Origin of the sequence: Stenotrophomonas sp. SrG (assembly GCF_050031795.1) — a bacterium.
Lineage (GTDB): Bacteria > Pseudomonadota > Gammaproteobacteria > Xanthomonadales > Xanthomonadaceae > Stenotrophomonas > Stenotrophomonas rhizophila_A.
This window is the reverse complement of the sequence record NZ_JBNBBE010000728.1, coordinates 1-247: the sequence shown is the minus strand read 5'-3', so window position 1 is coordinate 247 and position 247 is coordinate 1. Positions and strand designations below refer to the sequence as shown.

1 pseudogene is annotated in these 247 nt (G+C 75.7%); it reads left to right on the top strand.

From position 1 onward, the window contains the following. A pseudogene (locus ACQG3P_RS21505) lies at window positions 1–247 on the top strand (DUF885 domain-containing protein); the annotation flags it as partial.

Below are 247 nucleotides of genomic sequence, written 5' to 3'. Positions count from 1 at the left end.
CACCGATCCGCCGTCCGACGCGGCGTTCCGCGCCAGCTCGGCGCAGCAATGGGCCTGGCGCCCGGCCGGTGGCGGCGAAGCCCGTGCTGACGGTGATGGCCCGGCCACGGCCACCCGCATGCCGGAGGTGGGCGCGGCCGCGCAGCAGGCACGCCTTGCGGTGTGGGCCGCCGTGCTGGCCCAGCTCGGCACGGTCGAGCTCAAGGCGCTCTCGCCCACCAACCAGGTCCACTACGCGATCTACCGC